The organism is Acidisphaera sp. S103, assembly GCF_009765975.1.
Taxonomy (GTDB): Bacteria; Pseudomonadota; Alphaproteobacteria; order Acetobacterales; family Acetobacteraceae; genus Rhodopila.
Window position 1 is genome coordinate 35,015 of sequence record NZ_LMUJ01000031.1, and the last position, 4,543, is coordinate 39,557.

Genomic DNA, 4,543 nt, shown 5'->3' on the forward strand with positions numbered 1-4,543 from the left:
AGGATGGCCGGCGACTCTTCTTTCCGGGTCGATATTGCCTTCATCACGGACTATGTTCCACGGTGCATTGGCGGCTGGCAATGACCAGATTGGTGATGAACAAGGGAGGACTCGCATGGTGGCGGCACCGGCGGAACACACCTACAGCGATGCCGAGGTCGAGACCTGGCTAACCGCGAACCTGCCGCACTGGAAGTTGGAACGCGGCTGGATCAGGCGAAAGTATCGCACCAATAGTTGGAAGGGCACGATGATGCTGGTCAACACGATCGGCCATCTCGCCGAGGCGGCCTGGCATCATCCGGACATTACGCTATCGTATGCATGGCTGGAGGTGCGGCTGTGCACCCATTCGGCAAAGGGCATTACCGGCAAGGATTTTGCCCTCGCCAAGAAGATCGAGGACGTCGTGCAGTGGCAACCCGGCAGCGAGGGCGGCGCACTGGAGGGTACGCCTCGCGACGATCCTCGGTTTGCTTACGTCAAATATGACTGAGGCGACACAAACCGGGGGGGCCGAGGCATCGGTGAACGGCGTTGCGGTTTCGCGTGCGGAGGCGGTGCGCGCGGCGGCGGCGTTGCTGGCGGGCAGCCGATCGTCCGTCGTCGCCGGCATGGGGACCGATGTTGCCGGTGCGCGGGCGTCGATCCGGTTGGCTGAGAGGATCGGGGCGTCCATCGACCACATGGATGCGGAGGCGGTGTTCGCCAATCTCGATGTGATGCGCCGCGCCGGATGGATCGTCACCACGCCGCTGCAGGCCCGCGCTCGGGCGGATACGGTGCTGCTGGTGGGAGATGGGCTGTTTCAGGCGTGGCCGGAGATGACGGAGCGACTTGGTTTGAACCTGCCGCCGACACTGGCGGGGGGGACGCGGCGCGTATTCCATTTGTGTCCCGGAACCACGGCCACCGGCGTGGCGTCCGTTCGTGTCGTCGCCGGACTGTCGGCTGTGCTGCCCACACTGGCCGCTTTGCGTGCCCTCGCCGCTGGACGCGCCACAGCGCTGCACGATGCCGCCGCCGCACCACTGTGCGAACTGGCCGACGCCCTGAGCCAGGCAAAATTCGGCGTCGCGATCTGGTCGGCCGGCAGTGTCGACACGCTGGCGATCGAGTTGCTGTGCGGGCTGATCGACGACCTCAACAAGAGGACCCGTTTCACTGGCCTGCCGCTGGTCCCGTCCAACGGCGCCGAGGGAGTCGCGCAGACCTCCGCCTGGACCACGGGCTTTCCCATGCGCAGCGGTTTCGCCGGAGCGGAACCGCTGCATGATCCCTGGCGCTTCGACGCCAAGCGGCTGATCGACAGCGGTGAGGCGGACTCGGCGCTGTGGATCTCGGCGTTTTCCCGCTTCGCGCCGCCCTGGGACAACGCGGTTCCGACCGTCGCCCTGGTCCCAGCTGGTACAGTGTTCCGCTCGCCGCCGGCGGTTGTCTTAGAAGTCGGCCGTCCTGGCCATGACCACGACACGATGCTGTTCGACCAGGGCCTGGGCGGGATTGCCTTCGCCGCCGCCGGGACACCCACCACTATCCCATCGGTCGCGGACACCATGGCCGCGATCACCTCGGCACTGCCGTCATGCTGACCTGCCTGACCGGCGGCCGTATTATCGATCCCGCGAATGGGCGCGACGCGGTTGACGACCTGTGGATCCAGGACGGCCGCATCATCGACGCGCCGGACCGTGCCCAGGCCAGCGAGACGATCGACGTCAGCGGCTGCATCGTCATGGCGGGCGCGATCGACATCCACACCCATGTCGCCGGCACCAACGTCAACACCGCCCGGCTTCTGCTGCCCGATCTACGTGCCGGAACGGCGGAGGCATCGGTTCCGGTTTCGCATATCATCGGCCGGCTCTATGCCGCCATGGGCTATACCATGGTGGTGGAGCCGGCGATCTCCCCCCACGTCGCGCCACAGGCGCACCTGGAACTCGCCGACATCCCGATCATCGACACCGCCATCCTCGCGGTCCTCGGCAACGACGACTACTTGCTGCGGCTGATGGCCAGCCGCGAAAGCCCCGCCGCCATCGCCGACTACGCCGCCCGCGTGCTGGCGGGCAGCCAGGCCATCGGCATCAAGGCGATCAACCCGGGTGCTGCCGCGTCATTCAAATCCAATGTCCGTAGCTTCGGCCTGGACGATGCCGTGCCCAACAGCGACGTCACCTCCCGAGCCATCATCAACGCCCTGCAGGCCGCCACCGAAACCCTGGGCCTGCCTCACCCTCTGCACCTGCATTGCAGCAACCTCGGCATGCCCGGCAACGCCGAGACGGCGCTCGCCACCATGGAAGCCGCCGGGGACACCCGTCTGCACATCGCCCACCTGCAATTCTACGCCTACGGCAAGGACGGACCCCGAGGCTTCTCCTCTGCCGCCCCGCGCCTCGCCGAAGCCGTCAACGCCCGCCCCAATATCACAGCCGATATCGGCCAGGTCATGTTCGGCCAGACCGTTACCGTCTCCTCCGACGTCCTCCGCCAGTTCAACGCAAGAGGCCAGGCCCATCCCCGCAAGTCCGTCATCATGGATGGAGACGGCAACGGCGGCGGCATCGTGCCCTACCGCTACCGCAAGACCGACTTCTACAATGCCGTCCAATGGGCCGCCGGCCTGGAGCTGTTCCTGCTGATTAACGACCCGTGGCGAGTCTTTTTCACCACCGACCACCCCAACGGCGCCCCGTTCACCGCCTATCCCGACCTGCTGGCGCTGCTGATGGACCGCTCCCTCCGAACCCAGCACATCGAATCGCTGCCGAAAGACGCCATGGAGGTTACCACGCTTGCCTCCATCACCCGCGAATACACCCTGACCGAGATTGCCATCATGACCCGAGCGGCTCCGGCTCGCCTGCTGGGCCTGCCCGACCGCGGTCATCTCGGCCCCCGAGCCAGAGCGGACATCGCCGTCTATCGCCCGCGCCCCGACATCGCCGCGATGTTCCGCGACGCCGCCCTGGTCCTGAAAGACGGCGTTCCGGTGATCCGCGACGGCGTCCCGATAGCCCACCCGTTCGGCCGCGCTCTGGCCGTCCGTCCGGGTTTCGACCCGGCGGCCGATCGGCAACTGGCCGCCTTCTACGACACCATCTACGGCGTCTCCCACGCTGCCTTCGATGTCCCCGAAGCCGCCCGGCTCGGCCGCACCCAGCCGTTCGAAACCGTGCCATGCCGGACCTGACCCCGATCGTCCGCAACGATATCGTTATCGACGCCACCTACGCGGAGGCATTCGACATGCGCGCCACCGCCCTGGTCATCACCGCGCCGACCCTGCGCTGGGCGCGCATTGCCGCCGCCAGTATGACCGGTTTCGCCACCTCGGTGATCGCCTGCGGCGTGGAGGCGGGTGTCGACGCCGAACTGCCCGCCGAGACGACGCCGGACGGGCGGCCGGGGGTGCGGGTGCTGCTGTTCGCCGGCTCCACCGGTGAGTTGCAGAAACAACTGACCAACCGCGTCGGCCAATGCGTGCTGACCAGCCCCGGATCGGCTTGCTATGCCGGGTTGGCCGGCACCGAACCGCTGAAACTGGGCGACGGCCTGCGCTACTTTGGCGACGGCTTCCAAATTTCCAAGCGTTTGCCGGACCGGCACATCTGGCGCCTGCCGGTCATGGATGGGGAGTTCGTCTGTGAGGCCACCACCGGGCTGACCAAGACCGCCGTGGGTGGAGGCAACCTGATCTTGATGGCGCGCACATCGGATGCGGCGTTGGCCGCGGCCGAGGCTGCCGCGGATGCCATTGCCAGGACGCCCGACGCCATTGCGCCGTTCCCCGGCGGCATTGCTCGGTCGGGGTCGAAAATCGGCTCCAAATACAAGGGGCTGATTGCGTCCACCAACCATGCCTACTGCCCGACGCTACGTGGAGAGGTTTCCAACACGGCCCTGGGCCCGGACGTGGGCGCGGTGTTGGAACTGGTCATCGACGGGTTGACCCCGGATGCCGTCGCCGCCGCCATGCGCGCTGGGATGGAAGCCGTTGTCGCGCTCGGTCCCGAAGCCGGCGCCATCCGCGTCGCCGCCGGCAACTATGGCGGCAAGCTTGGGCGGCATCATTTTCATCTGCACGAGCTGGCGCCTGCGTCATGAGTGCCCTGCGCCTTGTACTGCGTGCGCGGCCCGATCAGCGGCTGGACTTGTCGCCACTGACCTCCGACCGGTTGGCGGGTCTCGATCAAGCCGCGATCGCCGCGCTGCCGTTGCAGACGACCCGCCATCCGGTGACCGCGGGCGACATCTTTCATATTCACGTTGGCGACCCGGCGGAGATTGTCATCGAGGGTGGATCGGACCGTTTCGACCGTGTGGGGCAGGCGATGCGATCCGGCTCGCTGACGGTGCGAGGCGATGTCGGGCAGCAGGCCGGCCGCCTGTTGGCCGGTGGGACACTGCTGATCGAGGGCAGCGCCGGCGGTTGGGCCGCGTCCGGTCAACGCGGGGGAATGCTGGAAATTACCGGGGATGTCGGCGGGTTCCTCGGTGGCCCGTTGGCGGGGGAGCGTACCGGCATGCGCGGCGG

At 67.1% G+C, this 4,543-nt stretch carries 4 protein-coding genes and 1 pseudogene; all 5 read left to right on the plus strand.

Annotated features, from left to right (window positions below; all coding sequences use genetic code 11):
• The first annotated feature begins 115 nt into the window (after positions 1-115).
• Positions 116-496: a 4a-hydroxytetrahydrobiopterin dehydratase gene (locus tag GSQ89_RS04685; protein WP_158922527.1), complete on the plus strand. Its 381-nt coding sequence runs from the start codon at positions 116-118 to the stop codon at positions 494-496.
• Positions 489-1,592: a tungsten formylmethanofuran dehydrogenase gene (locus GSQ89_RS04690; RefSeq protein ID WP_158922529.1), complete on the plus strand. Its 1,104-nt coding sequence runs from the start codon at positions 489-491 to the stop codon at positions 1,590-1,592. Before GSQ89_RS04685 ends, GSQ89_RS04690 begins: the two co-directional genes overlap by 8 nt.
• A complete protein-coding gene (locus GSQ89_RS04695; protein ID WP_158922531.1) occupies positions 1,586-3,199 on the plus strand; it encodes a formylmethanofuran dehydrogenase subunit A in 1,614 nt (537 codons plus the stop codon). The genes GSQ89_RS04690 and GSQ89_RS04695 overlap by 7 nt, the downstream gene beginning before the upstream one ends.
• Complete coding sequence (fhcD, locus tag GSQ89_RS04700) at positions 3,187-4,113, plus strand: formylmethanofuran--tetrahydromethanopterin N-formyltransferase (RefSeq protein ID WP_158922533.1); 927 nt, start codon at positions 3,187-3,189, stop codon at positions 4,111-4,113. Before GSQ89_RS04695 ends, fhcD begins: the two co-directional genes overlap by 13 nt.
• A pseudogene (locus tag GSQ89_RS04705) lies at positions 4,110-4,543 on the plus strand (formylmethanofuran dehydrogenase subunit C); the annotation flags it as partial. The gene fhcD and the pseudogene GSQ89_RS04705, both read left to right, overlap by 4 nt.